Source organism: Mesorhizobium sp. M7A.F.Ca.CA.002.09.1.1, from assembly GCF_003998555.1.
GTDB classification, from domain to species: domain Bacteria; phylum Pseudomonadota; class Alphaproteobacteria; order Rhizobiales; family Rhizobiaceae; genus Mesorhizobium; species Mesorhizobium ciceri.
On the sequence record NZ_RZRR01001322.1, the window covers coordinates 1 to 1,024 of the forward strand.

Here is a 1,024-nt window from a genome sequence, read left to right on the forward strand (position 1 = left end):
TCGACAACCTCGTCATTCCGCTGCCCGGCCGGTGGACGGTGCGCATCGACATACTGGTCTCGGATTTTCAGATGGTGAAGATCGAGGCGCCCGTCGACATCAGGCCGTAGGCGGGACTGCCAGGTACCTCTACACGGGCACGACCGACAATCCGGGCAACACAATTCGGCGAGGCGGTTGACGCAGGCGTCAAGGCCCGTCAATCATCGCCCGCAAAATCGCGGTCTCAACAAACGATCCGAGAGCAGGGAAGAAACGATGGAAAAAGCCGAAATCGGCCTGATCGGCCTTGGCACGATGGGCTCCAACCTGGCGCTCAACATCGCCGAGCACGGGCACCGCATCGCTGTCTTCAACCGCACCAGGGCGCGCACCGATGCCTTTGTCGAGAATGCCGGCGCACTCAGGGACATGGTCGTGCCCTGCTACAGCCTTGAAGAGCTCGCCGCCGCGATCCGGCCGCCGCGCCCGATCATCATCATGGTGCTGGCCGGCAAGCCGGTCGACGAACAGATCGCGGCACTGCGTGGCGTGCTGTCGGCCAACGACATCGTCATCGATGCCGGCAACGCCAATTTCCGCGACACGATGCGGCGCTTCTCCGAGCTTTCCGGTTCGGGTCTCACCTTCATCGGCATGGGCGTGTCCGGCGGCGAGGAGGGGGCACGCCACGGGCCGTCGATCATGGTCGGCGGCACGGAGGACTCATGGAAGCGCGTCGAGAAGGTGCTGACGGCGATCTCCGCCAAATTCAAGGACGAACCCTGCGCGGCATGGCTCGGCACCGACGGCGCCGGACATTTCGTCAAGACCATCCACAACGGCATCGAATATGCCGACATGCAGATGATCGCGGAGATCTACGGCATCCTGCGCGACGGCCTGGGCATGGGCCCGAAAGAGATCGGCACGGTGTTTGCCAACTGGAACAAGGGCCGGCTCAACTCCTACCTGATCGAGATCACCGCCAAGGTGCTGGCCGCCGACGATCCGAAGACCGGCAAACCGGTGGTCGACATCATCC

Annotated in this window: 1 protein-coding gene; it reads left to right on the plus strand. The window is 63.4% G+C overall.

Annotation, left to right across the window (positions count from 1 at the left end; all coding sequences use genetic code 11):
- Positions 1 to 258 precede the first annotated feature (258 nt).
- Positions 259 to 1,024: NAD(P)-binding domain-containing protein (locus EN994_RS32900; RefSeq protein ID WP_164746496.1), on the plus strand; the 766-nt coding region annotated here is incomplete at its 3' end.